This is a genomic window from Edaphobacter sp. HDX4 (assembly GCF_036877565.1).
GTDB lineage: Bacteria > Acidobacteriota > Terriglobia > Terriglobales > Acidobacteriaceae > Edaphobacter.
This window is the reverse complement of the sequence record NZ_JAEDXW010000007.1, coordinates 41,461-60,608: the sequence shown is the minus strand read 5'-3', so window position 1 is coordinate 60,608 and position 19,148 is coordinate 41,461. Positions and strand designations below refer to the sequence as shown.

13 protein-coding genes and 1 tRNA gene are annotated in these 19,148 nt (G+C 55.4%); 8 read left to right on the top strand and 6 right to left on the bottom strand.

Going from position 1 to position 19,148, the window contains the following annotated elements:
- Positions 1–200: 200 nt before the first annotated feature.
- The 5 genes from aceB (at position 201) to JAO29_RS08975 (ending at position 6,172) form a co-directional block, all read left to right on the top strand.
- On the top strand, positions 201–1,805 hold the full coding sequence (gene aceB, locus JAO29_RS08995) for a malate synthase A (RefSeq protein WP_334267869.1): 1,605 nt from the start codon (positions 201–203) through the stop codon (positions 1,803–1,805).
- Between the two features lie 44 nt (positions 1,806–1,849).
- On the top strand, positions 1,850–3,313 hold the full coding sequence (locus JAO29_RS08990) for an FAD-linked oxidase C-terminal domain-containing protein (protein ID WP_334267868.1): 1,464 nt from the start codon (positions 1,850–1,852) through the stop codon (positions 3,311–3,313).
- The gene (locus JAO29_RS08985; protein ID WP_334267867.1) at positions 3,313–4,533 is read left to right on the top strand and encodes an FAD-binding oxidoreductase; all 1,221 of its coding nucleotides are present in this window, start codon (positions 3,313–3,315) and stop codon (positions 4,531–4,533) included. The genes JAO29_RS08990 and JAO29_RS08985 overlap by 1 nt, the downstream gene beginning before the upstream one ends.
- A 4-nt stretch (positions 4,534–4,537) precedes the next feature.
- Positions 4,538–5,938, top strand: coding sequence for a heterodisulfide reductase-related iron-sulfur binding cluster (locus JAO29_RS08980; RefSeq protein WP_334267866.1), 1,401 nt, complete (start codon positions 4,538–4,540; stop codon positions 5,936–5,938).
- Between the two features lie 157 nt (positions 5,939–6,095).
- Positions 6,096–6,172 (top strand) — tRNA-Asp (locus JAO29_RS08975).
- A 36-nt stretch (positions 6,173–6,208) separates the two neighbouring features.
- Here the strand turns inward: JAO29_RS08975 and JAO29_RS08970 are convergent.
- Together JAO29_RS08970 and JAO29_RS08965 are read right to left on the bottom strand one after the other, a co-directional pair.
- Positions 6,209–6,940 carry a tyrosine-type recombinase/integrase gene (locus JAO29_RS08970; protein ID WP_334267865.1) on the bottom strand — a complete coding sequence of 244 codons (732 nt, stop codon included), beginning with the start codon at positions 6,938–6,940 and terminating at the stop codon, positions 6,209–6,211.
- 130 nt (positions 6,941–7,070) lie between these two features.
- The gene (locus tag JAO29_RS08965; RefSeq protein WP_334267864.1) at positions 7,071–10,376 is read right to left on the bottom strand and encodes a carboxypeptidase regulatory-like domain-containing protein; all 3,306 of its coding nucleotides are present in this window, start codon (positions 10,374–10,376) and stop codon (positions 7,071–7,073) included.
- Positions 10,377–11,133: 757 nt separating this feature from the next.
- Between JAO29_RS08965 and JAO29_RS08960 the strand changes: the two genes are divergently transcribed.
- From JAO29_RS08960 to JAO29_RS08950, 3 genes are all read left to right on the top strand, one after another.
- The gene (locus JAO29_RS08960) at positions 11,134–11,814 is read left to right on the top strand and encodes a response regulator transcription factor (protein ID WP_334267863.1); all 681 of its coding nucleotides are present in this window, start codon (positions 11,134–11,136) and stop codon (positions 11,812–11,814) included.
- The gene (locus tag JAO29_RS08955) at positions 11,811–13,214 is read left to right on the top strand and encodes a sensor histidine kinase (RefSeq protein WP_334267862.1); all 1,404 of its coding nucleotides are present in this window, start codon (positions 11,811–11,813) and stop codon (positions 13,212–13,214) included. The genes JAO29_RS08960 and JAO29_RS08955 overlap by 4 nt, the downstream gene beginning before the upstream one ends.
- Positions 13,215–13,291: 77 nt before the next feature.
- Positions 13,292–14,305 carry a YncE family protein gene (locus JAO29_RS08950; protein ID WP_334267861.1) on the top strand — a complete coding sequence of 338 codons (1,014 nt, stop codon included), beginning with the start codon at positions 13,292–13,294 and terminating at the stop codon, positions 14,303–14,305.
- A gap of 198 nt (positions 14,306–14,503) precedes the next feature.
- Here JAO29_RS08950 and JAO29_RS08945 read toward each other — a convergent pair whose 3' ends face one another.
- From JAO29_RS08945 to JAO29_RS08930, 4 genes are all read right to left on the bottom strand, one after another.
- Positions 14,504–16,033: a Do family serine endopeptidase gene (locus JAO29_RS08945; protein WP_334267860.1), complete on the bottom strand. Its 1,530-nt coding sequence runs from the start codon at positions 16,031–16,033 to the stop codon at positions 14,504–14,506.
- 32 nt (positions 16,034–16,065) lie between these two features.
- Complete coding sequence (locus JAO29_RS08940) at positions 16,066–17,382, bottom strand: M56 family metallopeptidase (RefSeq protein ID WP_334267859.1); 1,317 nt, start codon at positions 17,380–17,382, stop codon at positions 16,066–16,068.
- Positions 17,383–17,775, bottom strand: coding sequence for a BlaI/MecI/CopY family transcriptional regulator (locus JAO29_RS08935; RefSeq protein WP_334267858.1), 393 nt, complete (start codon positions 17,773–17,775; stop codon positions 17,383–17,385).
- Positions 17,776–17,852: 77 nt separating this feature from the next.
- Positions 17,853–18,821, bottom strand: a complete 969-nt coding sequence (locus JAO29_RS08930; protein WP_334267857.1) for a LysR family transcriptional regulator — start codon at positions 18,819–18,821, stop codon at positions 17,853–17,855.
- Positions 18,822–19,148: the final 327 nt, after the last annotated feature.

Below are 19,148 nucleotides of genomic sequence, written 5' to 3'. Positions count from 1 at the left end.
CATCCTGACTTCCATATAGTTGTCTTTCATTCGGGGTCGTGCGGGTCGGGAATTGGTATGTCAGTACGACCAGCAGGGATCTTCGAGTTGATTTGCCTTGCTCGCCGATCATCCGCCATCACTTGGCCTGGATGGCAGGGTTGACTGGGGCGTGCAAAGAGTGTGGACAATGCAATCTCGTGCAGTGTGGGAGTTCGATCGTGTCTAATTTGCCGTCCGGAGTCGAAATCGTGGCTCCTATGTCCCCTGAGTTCTCAGATATCCTCTCTTCCGATGCGATTGCCTTCCTCGTGAATCTGCAGCGCAAATATGGTGCGAGGCGTAAGGAGCTGTTGTCTGCTCGCATCGCTCGCCAGGCGCGGCTCGACGCGGGAGAGAAGCCTGACTTCCTTCCCGAAACAAAACACATTCGCGACGGGAGCTGGCGCTGCGCTTCTATTCCCGCGGATCTTCAGGACCGGCGGGTTGAGATTACGGGGCCGGTCGACCGCAAGATGATCATCAACGCTCTGAACTCCGGCGCTTATGTGTTCATGGCAGATTTCGAAGATTCTTCGACCCCGCTTTGGCGCAATCTGCTGGAAGGGCAGATGAATCTCAGAGATGCGATTCGCCGCACGATTCGTTTCCAGGATCCGAAGACAGGGAAGAGCTATGAGCTGAATGAGAAGACTGCCGTCCTTTTTATTCGGGCACGGGGCTGGCACATGCTCGAACAGCATGTATTGGTGGATGGCGAGCCGATGTCGGCTTCGATTTTTGACTTCGGGCTGTATTTCTTCCATAACGCGAAGGAGCTGCTTTCGCGGGGAAGCGGACCCTATTTCTACCTTCCGAAGATGGAGTCCCACCTGGAGGCACGCCTGTGGAACGACATCTTCGTTGAAGCACAAGATGCGCTCGGAATCCCGCAAGGGAGCATTCGTGCGACCTGCCTGATTGAGACGATCCTCGCAACCTTTGAGATGGACGAGATTCTTTACGAGCTACGCGACCACTCCGCCGGTCTCAATTGCGGTCGATGGGACTATATCTTCTCCTTCATCAAGAAGCTCTCCGCTGATCATTCGATTGTCTTGCCGGATCGTTCTCAAGTTACGATGACGACGCATTTTATGCGGAGCTACTCCAAGCTATGTATCAAGACCTGCCACAATCGCGAGATCCATGCGATGGGCGGAATGTCGGCTTTCATCCCGATCAAGTCCGACCCGGTGGCAAATGAAAAGGCGTTGGCGCAGGTTCGGGCAGACAAAGAGCGTGAGGCGGTGGATGGACACGACGGCACGTGGGTAGCGCATCCGGGCCTGGTTCCTGTTGCGCTGGAGGTTTTCAATCGTGTGATGCCGCAGCCCAACCAGATTGATAAGAAGCTCCCGGACTTTACGGTCACGGCCGCTGATCTGCTGGAAGTCCCACAAGGCGAGATCACAGAGGCCGGCCTTCGTCAGAATGTGGCAGTTGGTCTGGGATATGTCGAGGCGTGGTTGCGGGGCATTGGCTGTGTTCCACTCTTCAACCTGATGGAGGATGCGGCAACTGCGGAGATCAGCCGGGCACAGCTCTGGCAGTGGGTCCACCACAATGCAAGTTTAAGTGACGGCCGCAGGATCACGAAGGAACTCTGTGATCAGTTCATCGATGAGGAGCTCACTGCTGTCAAACCCGTGGTTGATGAGGAGCGATTCGCTGCCTATGAGCAGGCGGCCTCTCTTATGAGAGATCTGATCGGCAGCGAGAGGTTCGTAGACTTCCTCACCCTACCTGCGTACGACAGAGTCCTGCAAACGGAAGTCTCTGCCTAGATTACTAGGGCGTCTTCAGCAAAACGGTTCGTAGAGATCAGCCTATGCCTTCATCCCTTTCACCCACCATCCTCTCCGAACTGCAAGCCATCGTCGGGGCGAAGGGCCTCATTACCGCGGCGAATCAACTGCAGACCTACGAGTGCGATGGTCTTACGGCGTTTCGCACGCCGCCTCGAGCTGTACTGCTTCCTGAATCCACTGAGCAGGTCCAGGCGATATTACGACTGTGTCATCGTGAGCGGATTCCGTTTGTGGGGCGCGGCGCCGGAACAGGACTTTCGGGAGGAGCACTGCCTTCAGAAGACTGCATCGTTATAGGAATGTCGCGAATGAATCGCATCCTGAATATCGATATTCCCAATCAGCAGATTACGGTTCAACCCGGAGTCATCAATGCAGCGGTGACTGCCGCGGTATCTCCTTACGGCTACTTCTATGCTCCTGATCCCAGTTCACAGACGGTCTGCTCGATTGGAGGCAATATCGCGGAGAATGCTGGCGGAGCGCACTGTCTGAAGTATGGATTTACCGTGACACACATCCTCGAGATGACAGTGGTTCTGCCGAATGGAGATCTCGTCACTCTTGGTGGTAAGACGATCGACACACCGGGATACGACCTGGCCGGAGTGTTTATCGGGAGCGAAGGAACGCTTGGAATCGCCACCGAAGCAACGCTGCGGATTATGAGAAAGCCTGAGACCGTCCAGGTGATTTTGGCGGCGTTCGATACGATTTCGGCAGCTGCCCAGTCCGTTTCAGAAGTAATTGCAAGCGGTCAACTCCCGGCCGCTATGGAGATCATGGATCGCCTCTCGATCGAGGCTGCCGAGATGTCGGTCCATCCTAACTATCCATCGTGCGAGGCTCTACTGCTGATTGAACTGGATGGACCTGAAGCAGAGGTAAACCTGCAGATGACATCCGTCGTCGAGATCTGCAGGACTAATGGAGCGTGGGAGACAAGACTGGCCGTGGATGAAGAGTCACGCTTTCTCGTTTGGAAGGGTCGCAAGGCAGCATTCGCCGCAGCGGGTAGGCTCTCGCCGAACTATATCGTGCAGGATGGGGTGATCCCGCGTACTTCGCTCCCCGCAGTGCTGGAAAAGCTGAACGCAATGGCGGCGGAAGCGCATCTGAGAGTTACGAATGTATTTCATGCCGGCGATGGCAATCTTCATCCGATTGTGCTGTACGACCGTGATCATCCGGGAGAAGAGGAAAAGGCGATTCAACTTTCTCTTCGCATTCTGGACGTATGCGTGGAGGCTGGAGGATCCATCACGGGCGAACATGGGGTTGGGCGAGAAAAGCAATGCAGCATGAGTTACATGTTCAGCGATCCAGATCTTGAGACGATGCAACGCGTGCGTCGTGCGTTCGACCCCCTTAATCTTGCGAATCCCGATAAGATTTTCCCGACGCCAAGGCTATGCGGCGAAAGATCGCGTGGGGCATATGCACCGCATCCTATAGAGGCCAGCGGAATCGCCGAGGTGTTTTGATGCCACTCTCTTCAATGAGCTGGAGGCAGGAGGCTCAAAACCAATTGGGTCGGATGCTTTACACCTTGACTGGCCATGAAGGCGAGAGGGTTGTGGCGACTCCACAGAGTGCCGAAGAGGTGGCGAGTGTTCTCGTTTTTGCGAAGGCACATCACCTCAACATCTGCCCGCTCGGAGGTGGCACGAAACAACAGTGGGGAAGGGGAGCCACGCCGCAGATATATCTTTCGCTGGCTCGTCTGAACCGGCTTGTCGAACATCCATGGCAGGATCTCACCTGCACGGTCCAAGCGGGGTGCACATGGTCCAGTCTTCAGCGCTCACTTGCATTGCACGGCCAGTTCATCGCAATGGATCCTCTTTTTCAGGATCGCGCCACCGTCGGGGGCATCCTTGCTACGAATGACTGTGGCTCGCTGCGGCAAAGGTATGGCAGTCTCCGGGATCTCGTGATCGGGATGACTCTGGTGCTGGCAGACGGGTCTATCGTCAGGACAGGCGGCAAAGTCGTCAAAAATGTCGCTGGGTATGACCTTCCAAAGCTGTTGACGGGAAGCTTAGGAACGTTGGCAGTTATCACGGAGGCGAGCTTCCGATTGCATTCTCTACCAAAATGTGTGCAGGCATTTACGGTAGATGCTCCTCGAGCTTCCACGCTTGCACCGCTGCTGGCGAAGATTCGTGCAAGCCACCTTCTGAGCCAGGCACTGCAGATCTCCTGTATTGAGAGACAGTTTCGACTCAGCATTGCTCTGACTGCCCACGCTGAAGCAGGTCAGGTGGCGATTCTCAGAAGTATGGTGGCGGAGGAGGGCCTTTCTGCTCAAGAGGATTCTGGTCCGGTAGGGGCAGCCCGAGAGTCATTGTTCAGGTCGAGTGCAACGGTACTGCGAGTTGCAACACTTCCGTCCCAGGTTTGTGAATTTGGAGATGGCCTTCAGGATTCGTTCTCTGGAATTGAGATCTCATCGGTCTCGGACGCGGTGGGTTCGCATTGGATTGCACTACAAGGCTCTGCGAGAGCCGTATCAGATGCGGTCAACAGGATTCGGACTCGTTCTGGCTATCCGGGACTTACGGTGTCGGCAGTTCAAATTGATGCGGAGGTTGATATCCCGGCGTTTGATATCCCCTCACGTACTTTCCAGTTGATGCGCGCCATCAAAGATCAGTTCGATCCGGATCATCTTCTTAATCCAGGCAAGTATTTAGGTATATAGCAAGATGGCTAACCTTACACAGATCGCGTCAGGCAATCAGCTTTCGAAGCGAAGCAGCTTCGATGATGACAACCCACCTTCGAAGGATCTCCTCGCGGATTGCGTGCATTGCGGATTCTGTCTGCCCGCTTGTCCTACCTATGTGCTTTGGGGCGAGGAGATGGATTCTCCACGCGGACGAATCTACATGATGGCGAAAGCGCGTGAGGGCGAAGCTCCTCTAGATAAACTATTTGGATTGCACATGGACAACTGCCTGGGATGCATGGCTTGCATGACCGCGTGCCCCTCTGGAGTTCAGTATGACAAGCTGATAGAGAATACGCGTTTTCAGGTCGAGCGGCATATCCAGCGACCGGCAGATGAACTGCTGTTCCGGAAGCTGCTTTTCGCAATCTTTCCTCATGCTGAACGCCTGCGCCTGTTGGCAATTCCTGCTCTGATCTATCAACGTTCAGGGCTCGGAAGGCTGGTTAGAGCGAGTGGAATTCTCAACCACCTTCCGAAGCGTTTCGCCGCGATGGAGGCTCTGCTTCCGACGGTTCCCGACAGCGCTTTCCATGGCCTGCTCTCGAGGACGCCTGCAATGCGAAGCGAGGCTGGCGAGACAAGGACGACGAAGCCGATCCGTGTAGGAATGCTTGCAGGATGCGTACAGCAAGTGTTCTTCCAACATGTTAATGAAGCAACTGTCAGAGTACTGGCGGCAGAAGGATATGAAGTCATCGTTCCTCCTGAACAGGAATGTTGCGGAGCACTGATGGTTCATTGTGGCGTGGAAGAAGAGGCACGCTCTCACGCTCGTCAAATGATTGCGACCTTCGAGCGCGCAGGGGTGGACTACATCGTCATCAATGCTGCCGGCTGCGGATCGACTATGAAAGAGTATGGTCATCTGCTGTGCGACGACCCTGAGTGGGCGGAACGAGCGAAAGAGTTCTCATCCCGTTGTCGCGACATCTCGGAGATTCTTCTTCTGCATCCTCCACGGCAGACAAGACATGCGCTGCCGGTTCGCGTGGCTTACCAGGATGCCTGCCACCTTCGGCACGCACAAGGAATCTATCAGGAGCCGCGATCGCTGCTCCGGCAAATTCCTCAGCTCGAGATTGCTGAGATAGCAGAGCCAAACTTGTGCTGCGGGTCAGCCGGTGTCTACAACCTGATGCATCCGGAGGCCGGTGAAGCTCTGGGAGATAGAAAAGTTGTGAACCTGCTTGCGGCTAAAGCGGAGGTTCTTGTCAGCGCAAATCCCGGCTGCCTGCTCCAGCTGCAGGCTGGTCTGCGCCGTCGGGGACTTCCAGAAGTGCCAATCTTCCATATGGTGGAGTTGTTAGATGCGAGCATACGTGGTGTGGACTTTCGTGCAATCCTCGCCCGGTGGAAGAGGAATTCGCAAAACTAGGGACCAGATGTCATCGCCTAGAGTTACCGCGAGGCCATATTGCCCTCTAGAGACAAAAGCTATTGGGACGGCTCCAGATTACGCATTTCTTATCATCTTCTGATAAACTCAAACCTATCGGCGAGTTGGTCCTGTTTTTTCAGTGTATCGACGAGCTGGGGACGTAGCTCAGTTGGTTAGAGCGCTGCCCTGTCACGGCAGAGGTCGCGGGTTCGAGCCCCGTCGTCCCCGCCACTAAACCTAAGAAATGCAAGGGTTTAGAGGCCATAACTAAGAATGACAATTCACAGCAAAGGGATGATTCCCGATAGCTGCTCCTCCAAGCAGCATTTGAGTCTGGCGTCCGCTTGCATTCCTTTTATCCGCGCTCACAGCCCTGGTGTAGATATCCATAGTGATGCGGCTGTTGGCGTGACGGAGAAGTTCTTGAGCGACCTTCACGTCTACCCCAAGTGACCGCAGGTTAGTCGCAAGAGAATGGCGAAACGAGTGAAAGCCGATGACTTTGCCCGTAATGCCAGCAGCTTTCAATGCAGGGCGGATGATCTTCTTTAACACCGTATCCGGCGAGACTGGCGCTTGGCCGTTCAATCTGACGGACGGAAAGAGGAAGTCATCATCTGCCCGGTACGCAGATTGTTTTCTCCAACGCTTTAGTTCATCTGCTACCGATGCGTGAAGAGGGACTGGCTTCCTGCTGGCCAGTGTCTTTACTTTACCGAAGCGATTACGCACGACGGCACGTTGAACCTGCACCTCCAGAGTAGTGAAGTTCACATCGCGCCACCGAAGCGCAAACATCTCAGAGCGGCGTAGTCCTGTACTACCTGCAAGGAGAACCATCGCCCGCTCTCGAACTTCGAGTTGGGGCAGAAGAGCTTGGAACTCCTCAGGGGTTAGGACATCAGGCTCACGCTGTCGAATCGCAGAACAGCGAACCTTGCTAATCGGGTTGAAGTGAATCCACTGATGGCGGATACCGTGCGAGAAGAATGCGGACATGATGTTCCGTATCTTGGTGCGCGTTCCTGGTGCCAGTGGAAGGAAATCGAGCTTGAACAGGGGTTCGACCCAATCGATAAGACGATAGCGGAAAGATACCAAATGACAAATTTCAGAGTCGTGACAAAAGTTAGAAGTGGATACGAAGGACGAATTCCATGGTGCGAGGATCGGTTGTGCTAGTTACCTGTCCAAAGGCGTTCTGGAAAGCACCGGTGGTCGGGTTGAAGTTCGCTTGATAAGAACCGTCTGCCTGCTGAGCGCCGAGCACAGCTCCGCTTGTAGCGCCGATCACGAACGGCGAAAGATGGTTCGGAGCGTTGAACATTTCAGCGCGGAACTCCAGTCCGATCTGTTCGTGGATGGCAATGTTCTTCTGCAGCGCTACATCCCAGTTGTTGAAGAGAGGGCCCTTGATGGCATCGTAGCCAAGATTGCCATAGGTTCCTGGCGCCGGAGCCTGGAAGGCGGCGGGGTTCAGATATTGCTTTCCCTTCTTGGCGTAGGGATTTCCCACCAGGTTAGGACGTTGCGCGACGTTGGCCGTCGTTACCAAGTTGCCCGCGACCGACAGACCGGAGGGTTGAATCACGTTAATCGGCAAGCCGCTTGAGATCCGGGTAATGCCGGAAAGCTGCCAACCGCCAAGGGCCTGCTTGTACCACTCGTGCTCATGCTGCCAGAACGGAATGGGATAGACATAGCTTGCGACGAAGATCTTCGGCTGGTTGTAGCTGGCGGGACCATAGTCGGCGTGGATGTTCGTGCTGTCCTGCGGCTGGTAGTCAAAGCTGGAACCGTTCGTCAGCGCCTGGGACCAGGTGTAAGACACGGTAGCAAGGCCGCCACTGCTGAAGCGGGTCTGCATGCGTACCTGCAACGAGTTATAGTTGGAGACCGCGCCGTTGGTGTACTGGTAAATTTCACCATAGCCCCTATAGGGACGCAGGGCATTACGCTGCTTAATCGTTGGATTGGCCTGCTCAGTACCCGCGGGTGCCTGGTTGAGGTTCTTGCGATAGGTGAGGTTAGTGGAACGCGAGCCTACATAATTGATCTCGAGCGAAGTATTGTTGAACAGCTTCTGTTGTATGCCCATGCTGTAGTTGTGAATCCGGGGCGGTGCAAGGTTGCGAGCCGCCGAATTACCGATGTTGGTCGGGGCCGACGAGGTACCGATACTTCCCAGACTATCGGCATTGCCGGCGCTGGCGAGTGAAGCGACCGCGGTGAACGGCAACTGTGAGGCCGCACCGTAGATGTAGTTGCCTTCCACACGCTCATAGGACATGCCGTAGCCGCCATGGAGAACGGTCTCCTGCTTGCCGCTCAGATCATAGGCAAATCCAAGTCGTGGAGCGAAGGTGTTGTAGACGGTGTTTACGATGCCTGGAGGAAGGTTGTGAAACAACGCCAGCACCTGGGGATTGTTGTAAACGGCCGGCGCGACGACCTGCTTCGCCTTGCTGGAGAAACCGGTGCCGGGTAGCACAAGACCATTGTAAGGTGACGGGTTGGAGGTGATGGATCCGTTTGCCAGGCTGATGGTTGCGGCTTTTGATTGGTCGAACAGGCTCGGATCGAAGAAGGCGGTGTTGTTGGGCCAACTGGAGATTGGCGGCATGTACTGCCATCGGAGACCAAGATTCAAGGTAAGTCGGCGGCTCACCGTCCAGTCATCCTGCACGTAAGTTTCGAACTGGAGAAAGCGAGCTTGAATCTGCGGAATGTTGCTGCCTTCGGTATAGCTGACGAAGTTGCCTCCTACAAGACCCGCCAGGTTGGCGAACGTAAAGGCTCCGTTTAACTGTGGCGGAGCGGTCTGATTTTTGCGAGCGCGCCAGAAGTACGCACCTGCTTTGAGAGTGTGATTGCCCAGTACGCGAGAAAAATCGTCCTTCATGGCGTAAATGCGTTGGTAGTTATCGAATTGTCTCGGTGTTACGCCGGGATTGCCATAGCCTGTAATCGTGATCTGCGGGATCACGCTCGATGCGTTGTACAGGGTCGCATAATTCATCCCATAGTCAGAACGGTTGATCGACTTGTTTCCAAACTGTGGATTTGCCCGGATGTTTCCGCCTTCATTAATGATGTTTCCAGAGTAGGAACCAGTTGCGGTGTTTACCGTTTTAGCGTTAAAGGTGTGAGTCCAGGACAGAGCGCTTGTGAGACCGGGGATGGTTCGGTCATAGATGACGAAGTTGGTTGGATTACCGATGTTCAGGACGTTGTCGTGAACGAAGTGTCCACTGATAGTGTTCTTTTCGTTCAGGTTGTAATCGATCTTGACCAGATACTCCGACTGATTATTGTTTCCCAGACTTAGATAACGGTAGTTGCCGCTAGGATCCTGCAGCACTGAGGCGGCCAGAGCGCGGCCGGTAGCGGTCGACGGGCCGGTGGCGATAGCGTTCGCGATGGCTGCTGGAGTTGGAACGGTCACATTCGTTACGGTTGAGGTACGCAGACGCTTGAATTCTTGCGCGGCGAAGAAGAAGAGCTTCTCTCGATTCTGGTTGAAGACACCGGGAATCCAAACGGGTCCACCGATGGTATAGCCGAAATCGTTATAGCGCAGAGGCGCCTTGATCGGAGCCTGGCTATAAGAGCTGATTGCACGGAAGGGATAGGCCTGAATCGCATCGTTGCGGATGTACTCGTACGCACTGCCATGAAAATCGCGTCCCCCGCTCTTGATTGCGACAGAAACGGTCGCACCGGCGGTGCCGCCATAGCTGGCGTCATAGCTGGATGCCACATTACGGAACTGCTGCAGTGAGTCTGGCGAGATGTTGACGAAGTTGTTGCCGCCGCCGCCGTTATCCTTGTTGTCGACGCCATCAATGAAATAGTTCGCCGAGTCGGTCCGGATACCGTTGACTGACTGCGAGTTGCCATTGACACCGTAGGTACCGAAGATGGCGAAGCCGCTCGCCACGGTTTGCGAGACGCCAGGCTGCAGAGTCAGGAGTTGGACATAGTTACGTCCGTTCAACTGGATCTGTGTGGCTTCCGTACTCGTGATAACGCCACCTATCTCGGCGCTTGTGGTCTGGATCGCGACCACCCCGGCTTGCACTTCAATGGACTCGGTAGCCTGACCGACGGCTAGTTGCACGGGAACATCCGGCTTGCCACCGATGTCAACATTGACTCCAGCCAAGACAGACTTTTTGAAGCCACTCACGGTTGTTGTAATGGTATAAACGCCTACCGGGATGTTAAGGACGGTGTAGTTGCCGTCCGCGTTCGATTTCACAGTTCGACTAATGCCGGTAGCTTCGTTGGTGACAACTATTTCTGCCATTGGCACCGCAGCTCCGGTGGAATCAGTGACGATACCAGTGATCTGCTGCCTATCCACTGACTGGCCCAGCGCCAGACTGGTCAGAACACAAAACAAGATCAAACAAGAATAAATGGCACGCTGCATATGGCTCTCCTGTAGTGCAATCCCCGATAATTACCGGAGCATTCGGTCCGACAATGGCAAGGCGTTCAGACACATGAGTAAATATCGTTCCCACGGATTCGGGGAATTTTTCCAGTTCGCTAAACATGAGGATTTATTATGCGGTGCAAAATATAGTTAGCTGTTTTACCGCTGTCAAGGAATCTTCCAAATTTATTTGGAACGTCTCAGTCTATCTGTGCACCTCATAATGAGGATGCCTGCGAGTGCAAAGAACCCACTTAATTCACATGGAGGGTTTGATGAGGCGGTCAGCAGAGAGGCACGCACGCCAAACTCATGACCTACGTGACGACGTGTTGACGTTGCCTCCCAGGAACGACCCGCTGTAGCCAATTCGCTCCGGTCGATAGAGGCTAAGTCTAACGAGATACGCCGGCCTTCGACTGGTCTAAATGTCGGACTTGCAGCGACCCTCGCGTTCGGATGAAATCGGGCCTAACGGCAATCGACTAATTGTGTCTTATTTCTTGTCGCGAACAAAACGGAAATCGACTAATATGCTGGCCCTTCATTCTGCCTTAACACGCGTCGCCCGGCAGCTTTACGAAGACACTAGAATTCCGTTCTATGGATTTCATTGATAGCGCTCAGGGTGCCCATCAATTGCTCGGAAAGCTTAGCATTCTCGTCTGATATGAGAGCCGCCAACGGGTTCGCCGAATGAGATCTTCCATTTTCAGCGACACTTAAGGTTAGGAGACGAAAATAGCGTTCTATGAGAGTGCTTTTGGTCGAAGATGAAATGCGGCTTGCGGCCAATATAGTCGCGGGCTTGCGCGAAGCTGGGTTCGCGGTCGATCATGCGGCTGACGGGCTCGAAGGGTCGCAGTATGCCGAACAGGACCTCTTCGATCTCATAGTTCTGGACCTCATGTTGCCGGGCCGCGACGGCAAAGGAGTTTTGCGGTCACTTCGGCAGAAAGGCATACTCACACCCGTCCTCATCCTGACGGCCCAGGAAGGCAAGACTCCAATCATTGAGCTGCTGAACTGCGGAGCCGATGACTATCTCGCCAAGCCCTTCGATCTTGGGGAACTAATAGCTCGCATCAAGGCGCTAATCCGCCGTTCCAAGGGAGCTGCCTCTCCGCAAATCCATGTTGCGGATCTGCAAATCGATACGGTTCGGCAGACCGTTACTCGGGGCGCTCAGGTGATCGATCTGTCTCCTACGGAGTACCGAATTCTCGAATACCTGGCCCATAAGCCCAGGGCGATTGTGTCCAAGAAGCAACTCCTGGAACATCTATATGACTATGACTGGGAGCATCATTCCAACGTAATTGAGGCACACATCTCTAATCTTCGACGCAAACTTACACAGCCGGGCAGCGAACCGATCATCGAGACATTGCGGTACCGCGGTTATCGTTTGCGAACAGAGGATTGGCGATGACAACAAACGCCTCTATTACTCGGCGACTCACGGTATCCATTCTCCTGTTGGAGTTGTTTGCGGCGCTTGCGCTGATAACCACCGTCACGAATCACGAACGCCATGTCAGATTTGAAACCTTCGATGCCAATCTTCGAGGCACATGCAACGCACTTCTTGGCGCCGTGCAAGAGGCGGATAGCAAAGACGGAAGCGTTCAGCTCGATCTCACAGGCATGAGCTTCCCATCGCGTGCGATTTACAGGGTAACTGTCGATAACGGTCAGATCCTTGGAGCGAGGGGCACTCTCCCATCAATCTCCGTCATCCCTGGCTCAGTCACCAGAACGAAGGTACAAGATCGTCCGTTCCGCTTCTATATGTTGAAGGGCGAGCGAGTGATCGACCCGGGGAGCCCAGGTGCGGTAAACCATCATGTTACGGTCATTTACGGAGTTCCAGAAGGTGATACCTGGCACGCTGTCTTCGAGGAGGCCCGATTTTTCAGTATCGCCACGGTCGCGCTGCTTGGCATCACAACTCTTCTGATCTCGTGGCTGATTCGACGCTTCTTGCTTCCAATTCGAGAACTAGCGCACGAAGCCGAGAAGGTTAGCGCAGAACGCTGGACGTTCCACGCACCCGATAGCAGCAAACGATTTGTTGAGCTACGTCCTTTGGCATCAGCGATCGAAAAGGCGCTCGCTCGCCTGGAAGGATCATTCCAACAGCAGCGGCGTTTTACGAGCGATGCGGCGCACGAAATAAAGACCGATTTGGCGATCATAAAGTCGTCTGTGCAGCTACTGAGCATGCGCCGCAGAACCGTCGAAGAATACGAGCAAGGCCTCATTTTGGGCTTGGAAGACATCGGCCGTTTGGAGAGCACAATCCAGAAGATGTTGGCTCTAGCGCGGCTCGAACAAGGGCCGAAAGCGGACAGGGAAACGAGCGATCTCGCCGAGATCGTTGAAGATGTTATTGTTCAAAGCCAGCCCTATGCGGACATCAAGGAAGTTGAGGTTATCACTGAAAACCTGCAAATTGGCGTAGAGGTCCTGTTGGATCGTGAAGATGCGATGATGCTATTTTCTAATGTCCTTCTGAATGCTCTCCAACACTCTTCTACCAACGGGCTTGTCAAAATCTCGATGATGACGGATAGAGAGACTGTTGTCCTGCGTATTCGCGATTATGGTGAAGGCATCTCTGAAGAGGATCGCCCTTTTCTCTTCGATGCTTTCTACCGTGGAGACGCATCACGCAGTCGTAAGAGCGGTGGTACAGGTCTGGGGCTTTCTATCTGTAAAGCCATTTGCGATCGCGCTGGAGGAAGCATCGGTATAGCGAACCATCCGGATGGTGGGGCGGAGGTGGAGATTCGGTTTCCCATTTTTTCACGGATCGCGAGGGCAACTTAAGTTCTGCTTAAGGCGCAACAACGAGACTTAGAGACTCCGGTGCATTCCGGCCGAGACTTAACCTGCGGAGTATTGTCATGCGTCCCAGCAAACTTGGATTAGGGATCTGTTTCCTCAGCATCGCGCTTGTATCGCATGCGCAAACTTACCATGTGACGGATCATTGGAAAATCGGTGGTGAAGGTGGCTGGGACTATTTGCTGAGTGATGATGCCGCCCAGCGCTTGTACGTGACACACGGCCCACGAGTGGAAGTGCTGGACACCGAGAACGGAAAGCCCGTCGGCGCTATTAGCGGCCTAAAGGGTACGCACGGCGTTGCGCTCAATCCAGACGGCAAGACAGGCTATATCAGTGACGGCGGCGGCAATGCGATTGTGGTGTTTGACCGTAGCTCGCTTGCGATTAAGGCGACCGTTCCTGCAGGCACGAATCCGGACGGCATCACCTATGAGCCATTGACCAAAACGATTTGGGTCTTCAATGGTCGCAGTAAGAACGTATCCGTGATGGACACCGCGACCAATCAGATTGTGGCGACGATTGCATTGCCGGGAAAGCCCGAGTTCCCGCAGGCGGATGGGAAAGGAAATGTCTTCGTAAACATTGAGGACAGGAACGTGGTTGTGAAGCTGGATGCGAAGGAAAAGAAGGTCATCACAAGCTGGCCCCTCACCGGGTGCGACTCGCCATCAGGAATGGCCATTGACCGAGCACAGCATCGCCTTTTTTCGGTATGCGACGGCAATAAGATGGCGATCTCCGATTTTGTCGGGGGAAGAGTGATTGGACTTGCGACGATCGGAGATTCTCCGGATGCGGCGGGCTACGATGCGAAGATGCACCTCGCGTTCTCCTCGAATAGACAGGGCACACTGTCGATCATCGACACTGCCAAGCCGGGATTCCCTACAGTGCAGACGGTGACAACTATGCCGGGGGCTCGGACGATGGCCTATGACGCGGTCACCGGCCGCATTTTTCTTTCCACTGCGAAGTTCGGAGCACCACCGGCTCCCAGAGCTTCGACGCCGCATTCCCGACCTGCCGCTCTCCCGGGTAGCTTCGAAATTCTTGTCGTCTCGCGCTGATTGGATCGGTGGGAAAAGAGGCTCCCGCTGGCGGCATCTTCTCTTTAGCTTAGGGATTCAGCAGAGCTCCTTCAGGAGCTAGCGCGGGACATTTTCCAGCAAACCTGATCTATTTATTCAATAAGGTAGCGTCGATTGAACCGATCTTGGCTCTCCGAGGCCACCGAAGAGAGGTGGCCTCGAAGAGATTCCAAGATGTTATCCGTTCTGGCTTTCGGGATGGATAGTGCGGTAGCTTGCGTTTCCCTTGGACCAGACGAGGAGAAGGATGTCTTTGCCGGCCGGGTTCTGATGCACCTCATTGACGAACTGGCTGGCAGAGGTGGTTGGATGACGATCGACTTCGAGGATGACGTCTCCAGGCTGAAGGCCGGCGTCTTCCGCGGGGCTGGCGGGGCGTACGTTTTGAACGACGACACCGCTGAGCTGGTCCGGCGCGTTGATTTGCTGCCCCACGTCGGAGGTGAGATCGCTGACGGCAAGACCCAGCTTGCCGCTCTGAGGAGAGCCATCGCCGTTGTTGTCAGCGATGTCGGTGTTCTTCTGGAATCGGCCAACCGTGACGTTGAGCGTCAGGGGTTTTCCATCCCGAAGGACGCCAAGCGAGATGTTGCTGCCGGGAGCAAGCTGGCTGACGGCGACCTGGAGGGCGCTCCCGTTGACGACCTTCTGGCCGTTGACCTGCGAGATGACGTCCCCCTGATGCAGACCGCCTTTGCTGGCCGGCGAGTTGGGGTTTACCTGAGAGACGATGGCACCGGTTGCTTCCTGCAGGTTGAAGAAGTGTGCATTGGCCGGCGTGACATCGTTGAGGCTGATGCCCAAATATCCGTGGTCAACTTTGCCGTTCTTCATCAACTGCTCCGCGGTGGAGCGGACGATCTGAGAAGGTATGGCGAAGCCGGCACCGGCGAAGGAGCCACTGTTGGAGATGATGAAGGTGTTGATTCCGACGAGCTCACCGTGAGAGTTGACGAGCGCTCCACCGGAGTTGCCGGGATTAATTGCGGCGTCAGTCTGAATAAAGCCACCGGGCTTGCGGGGATCGTCGGAGTACGGATTAGGGCGATCAACTGCGCTGACGATGCCACGGGTGACCGAGAACTGGAAGTATCCAAACGGGCTGCCGAAGGCTAGTACCGTCTGCCCGGGGTGCAGCTTGGCGGAGTCTCCCCAGGCGATGCTGGGAAGGTTGGTTGCGTTGACCTTGACGACGGCAAGGTCGGTCAGCTTGTCGACGCCGATCACCTTGCCGGAGAGGACGCGCCGGTCGTTGAGGGTGACCTTGATGTCGGTGGCGCCGTCGACGACATGGCCGTTGGTGACGATGTAGCCGTCGGGGGAGATGATGACTCCGCTACCGATGCCGTGTTCGATCTGTGGCTGCTGGGGCATGCCGCGACCACCAAAGAACTGGGCGAATCCGGGGGGAAGACCTTGCTGCTGGTCATCGGAGTCGGCGGTGTCGTTCTGGCGGCCTTTGCTGGTGACGGCGATGTTGACGACGGCAGGAGTAACGCGAGAGGCGACGGACTCCATTGCCTGGTCGAGCGAGGTCAGGGCGGAGACACTGTGGTCATCGAGCGGGGAGGCGCTGAACGCAGCCGCTGCATGCACACCACCGGTGCCAACGAAGATTGCGGCTCCCAAGGCAAAGCTGCCAGCAAGCGCCGCCGGAATGGCGAGCTTTTTGAGCTTTGCTACTAATTGATTAGTTGAAAGGGACATGGTTTGCTGCTCCTGTGTGTGGGAATGAGTGGTTAGAGTTGAAGAATCAGCCAGCCATTTCCAAAGGAAACGGCGGCATAAGAAGATTCGGGAATCTCGGAGATGGCGAGCATGGGACGCGGCTGCGCGGCGTTCGCCTTCCATCTGGTGAGTACCACCCATTGCTGAGGCCGGGGCCGCGCTGTGCGGTGAATCGCCTTGACCGGCACCGGACTGTGGTGAGCGGCTCTACGGTGGCTGACTTCCTGCTTCTGCGGTTCGGGCATAACTGCCTTAACGAAGGTAGGGGAGAAGCCGTCCCGCTGCGTTGATGCGTGAGACGCTTTCCCGTCGAGGGCTGCCGTAGTCTCGATAGGGGAGACGTCTGCAGCTGCCGGAGAGAAGCTGACCAGTCGTGGAGTGCCGGCGAGCAGAAAGCCACCACCAAGAAGAGCCGCCATCAGCGAGCCGGTGATTAGGTTGGAGGTGCGGCGCTTCATCCTTTCTTGAGGCCTGCTGAGAATGCGATGGACTCTGCGAGAGAGCTCGGACTGTTTCTCCCACGCCCCGAGGGCGAGGGAGACGCCGCGTCGAATGAGGGAGTGTTCCGCGAGACTGGTGAGGCAGGCGGCGTAGCTCTTGCGTGAGGTCGTGAAGTGCAGAACACAATCATCGCAGGCGAGTTCACGCTCCATGCAGAGACGCTGCTCGATCCAGAAGAGGACGGGATTGAGGGGAAAGAGAATAAGGGCGACCTTCTGGAGGAGATTGGTCCAGTCGTCGCGGCGGCGGAGATGCTCCATCTCGTGGAGGATGATCTGTTCCAACTCCTCGGAGGAGAGCCTGGCCAGCAGGCCGGAGGGAATGAGGACGCGCGGGTGGAAGAAGCCGACGACGCTGGGACGATCGACATCGGTGGAGCTGCATAGTTCTGCGGAACGGAGTCCGGCCTGGAGGAGATGCTGAAACTTAAGCGCCGATTTGATGGGCAGAGCGGCGGCGGCGATACGGCGCAGCTCGACGGCGCTGCCGACCAGCCGGAAGGCTCGGATGAAGGAGATGAGCAGCCACAAGGCCGCGATGGGTAGGCTCCAGCGGGGGTCGATACGGACTGAGGCTCCGTGAAACGGAAGCGAAGAGTGGTACGGCCCAAACGTGTAGCGTATTCCGGGAGCCAGATGCAGGGCAACGATGGTGAAGAGTACCGAAATCCAGATGGCGAATCGGGCAGCCGGCTTGATGCTGGGAAGAAGACGGAGACACAAAGCTACCACCGCGGCGAGGATCGTTCCCTGGGCGATGGCGTTTATGAGAGAGCCGGAAGCTGCGGCGGAGAGCGGCACGATGGTACTGATCAGATGCTCGAACATTCAGCGATCCTCCTCTTCGGGAGTGTTGGCGATGGCCTCTTTAAGTCGTCGGAGCTCTTCGGGAGTGACATCGTCGTCGCCGAGAAGCGACAAGAGCAGACGCTCACGTGAGTTTCCGAAGAATTTTTGCAGGAGCTGGCGAACTTCTGTGCGTCCAGCGTCGTTTTCGGCAACGCAGGGACTATAGAGAAAGGCGCGGCCTTCCTGACGGTGCCGCACATATCCTTTTTTTTCAAGGATTCGGACGGTGGTCAGGACGGAGGTATAGGCCAGCGGAGTAGTGTCGGCAAGGCCGGATACGAGGTCGGCGACGGCGGATTCTCCTCGTTCCCAGAGAATCTTCATGAGCCTGAGCTCCGCTTCCGTTAGCGTATTGGATCTCTTCGGTGGCATAGTCGCCTCTTGGTATGGACGGGCAACTAATGAATTAGTTAGCAAGGGAAGAAGGATCTGAGACGAACTGGATCGAGCTAGCTGGCCTCGCGGCGGTCCATCATGGCAACCTGCTGGCGCGTCGGCCGGGCGACAGAGGCAGCAAGACCGTATCTTTCAAGCGTGGAGGCAGCGCATTTGAGGACGATGTCGCGGAAGATCTTCATTGATGATGATTCATTTGCCTCCATGGCTGAGAGGCCCAGTTGAATCTCGGGAAGTGGCTCGCGGAAGGGAAGCGCGACGAGGTGAGGGAATTCGCAGGTGGCCATAGAGGCACTGACGATAGCGACGCCTTCGCCGGAGGCAGCGTATGCAAGCTGGACGGAACAGGACTGGGGAGACTCGAGGATCCTTGGGACTATGCCGAAGGGGGACAGAAGTTTATGGAGAAAAGGCTGATGGTAGCGGCAGTCGCGAAGCCTGGAGGCGATGATGCTGGTGTGGCGAAGATCTTCGACGGAGATGGATCTTCTTTGAGCGAGGGGACTCTGCCGCGAAACCATGGCGATGAGCGGCTCATGACAGATGGGGTCGAAGATGATTCCGGGTACAGGAAGAGATCCGACCATGAGGAGAGCGTCAATCTTTCCTTCGGAGAGTCGCGCCATCTGCTGCTCGGTAGTAAGTTCGCTTACTTCGAGATCGAAGTCGGGATAGGCGGAGGTGAGGGTTCGAATGACGGCGGGAAGCAGGATGAACTGACCGACTGGACCGCAGCTTACGCGGAGACGGAGACGGGTATGCAGGCTGCTCAGGCATTCCTGCGCGGCTCCAACCGTGTCCATAATGCTTTGGGCGTACTCGCGGAAGGCGCAGCCCGCCTCGGTGAGGCGCACGCGCTGGCGATCGCGTTCAAAGAGCTTTACACCAAAGGCTTCTTCGAGCGATTTGATCTGAAACGTAATCGTTGGCTGACTCATGTAGAGCGCACGAGCCGTCTTCCCGTAGTTAAGCAGGTCCGACAGAGTTAAAAAACACTGGAGTTGTCTGATTCTAAAGTCCAAAGTAGGGCCTCGGCGTGGAAACCAATTGCACTGCTGCTGGCGGTTAGAAACCCAGAAAATTGGTCAGGATCTTTAGGGGGAAAGAAGCGGCGTCTCGGCCGTAGTTCCATCTTAGGCGGAGCAACCGATTTGTCAATGCTTTGTAAACAAGCTCAAATTTATTCCCGATCTTACGAAATTTCTATCAGAGCTAAAAAAAATTCAATTAGACAGCGCCGAAAAAACGCTCTAGTCTCCGGTTATCCATTGCACGAAAAACCAGATACTGAGCTAGACCGCATACGGGACGTGTATGCGATGCCGCCTAACGCTTAGCTATCCACGTGG

Bases quoted from the DNA above. Each gene is read 5' to 3' on its own strand.
- JAO29_RS08990 (WP_334267868.1), top strand. From the start codon at position 1,850: ATGCCTTCATCCCTTTCACCCACCATCCTCTCCGAACTGCAAGCCATC.
- JAO29_RS08985 (WP_334267867.1), top strand. From the start codon at position 3,313: ATGCCACTCTCTTCAATGAGCTGGAGGCAGGAGGCTCAAAACCAATTG.
- JAO29_RS08980 (WP_334267866.1), top strand. From the start codon at position 4,538: ATGGCTAACCTTACACAGATCGCGTCAGGCAATCAGCTTTCGAAGCGA.
- JAO29_RS08970 (WP_334267865.1), bottom strand. From the start codon at position 6,940: ATGTCCGCATTCTTCTCGCACGGTATCCGCCATCAGTGGATTCACTTC.
- JAO29_RS08965 (WP_334267864.1), bottom strand. From the start codon at position 10,376: ATGCAGCGTGCCATTTATTCTTGTTTGATCTTGTTTTGTGTTCTGACC.
- JAO29_RS08960 (WP_334267863.1), top strand. From the start codon at position 11,134: ATGAGAGTGCTTTTGGTCGAAGATGAAATGCGGCTTGCGGCCAATATA.
- JAO29_RS08955 (WP_334267862.1), top strand. From the start codon at position 11,811: ATGACAACAAACGCCTCTATTACTCGGCGACTCACGGTATCCATTCTC.
- JAO29_RS08950 (WP_334267861.1), top strand. From the start codon at position 13,292: ATGCGTCCCAGCAAACTTGGATTAGGGATCTGTTTCCTCAGCATCGCG.
- JAO29_RS08945 (WP_334267860.1), bottom strand. From the start codon at position 16,033: ATGTCCCTTTCAACTAATCAATTAGTAGCAAAGCTCAAAAAGCTCGCC.
- JAO29_RS08940 (WP_334267859.1), bottom strand. From the start codon at position 17,382: ATGTTCGAGCATCTGATCAGTACCATCGTGCCGCTCTCCGCCGCAGCT.
- JAO29_RS08935 (WP_334267858.1), bottom strand. From the start codon at position 17,775: ATGCCACCGAAGAGATCCAATACGCTAACGGAAGCGGAGCTCAGGCTC.